This is a genomic window from uncultured Veillonella sp., assembly GCF_905209685.1.
Classification (GTDB): domain Bacteria; phylum Bacillota; class Negativicutes; order Veillonellales; family Veillonellaceae; genus Veillonella.
Genome location: NZ_CAJLUB010000200.1, coordinates 1 through 1,112, shown reverse-complemented (window position 1 = coordinate 1,112; position 1,112 = coordinate 1). Strand labels below are relative to the sequence as shown.

Here is a 1,112-nt window from a genome sequence, read left to right as displayed (position 1 = left end):
ACAAAATAATGTTTAATTTCAGGGAAGCTATAAATTTCATCATAAATTGGAATTACTGCGCCACCTGGATAACCGAACATGTCGGTTACACCAAGGCGATGCAATGTTTCAAGGACAATGCGTGCCCCATTGATTGTTTCTGCGCTCATAGGAACCCTTTCGACCAGCTATTCAGATAAAATCTCGCTGGAATTTAATCGTTTAATAATGTAACCATTATTTTTGAAAGTATCAATAATGTGTTGAATGTGTTCTTCACCATTTGTTTCTACAGTCACTTGCAATTCCACTTCATGGAAGCGGTCAAGGTTTTTAAACTGATTATGATCAAGTTTTATAACGTTTGCATCCGCATCTGCAAGCATTTGAGATACAGCAACCAATTGACCTGGTTTATCAGGAAGGTTTACAGAGAAAGTGAAAATACGACCACGCAATACGAGACCTTTATTGATCATAGAGGAAATCGTAAGTACATCGATATTACCACCACTAACAATGGCTACTGCCTTTTTGCCTTTACAGTCTAATTTTTTTAGGCCTGCCAATGGTAAAATACCGGAGTTTTCTGCTACTAACTTATGTTTTTCTACAAGCAACAAAAATGCTTCCATCAATTCATAATCAGAGACAGTAACAATTTCATCTACATATTTCTTAATATATTTTAATGTAGTTTCGCCGATTTGACGTACAGCTGTACCATCTGCGATAGTTGCCACCTCACTAAGTGGTACAGGATGATCTTCTTTTAACGCAGCTATTGCACTAGCCGCGCCTTCTGGTTCTACACCAATAATTTTAATGCTAGGATTTTTTAATTTTGCAGCAGCTGCGATACCAGAAACAATACCGCCACCACCAACAGGAACTAGCAATACATCCGCATCAGGCAATTCCTCAAGAACTTCTAATGCAATTGTACCTTGCCCTTCGATAACATCTTCGTCATCAAAAGGATGGACGAACACATATCCGTGCTCTTGTTGTAATTCCATCGCTTTTTGGTAAGCTTCATCATAAATCTCACCATGTAGAACGACTTCGGCACCATATTGTTTTGTAGCATTCACCTTGATGAGAGGTGTATGTTTTGGCATGACGATTGTCGC

The 1,112-nt window shown here is 38.7% G+C and carries 2 protein-coding genes; both read right to left on the bottom strand.

Translation table 11 applies throughout. The features are described 5' to 3' along the window. Positions 1-149 (bottom strand): thiamine pyrophosphate-binding protein (locus QZ055_RS09390; RefSeq protein ID WP_295826503.1); only part of this gene is annotated, 149 nt, incomplete at its 3' end. A gap of 18 nt (positions 150-167) precedes the next feature. Continuing rightward, on the bottom strand, positions 168-1,112 hold a 945-nt coding region (locus QZ055_RS09385; RefSeq protein ID WP_295826500.1), incomplete at its 5' end, for a threonine ammonia-lyase.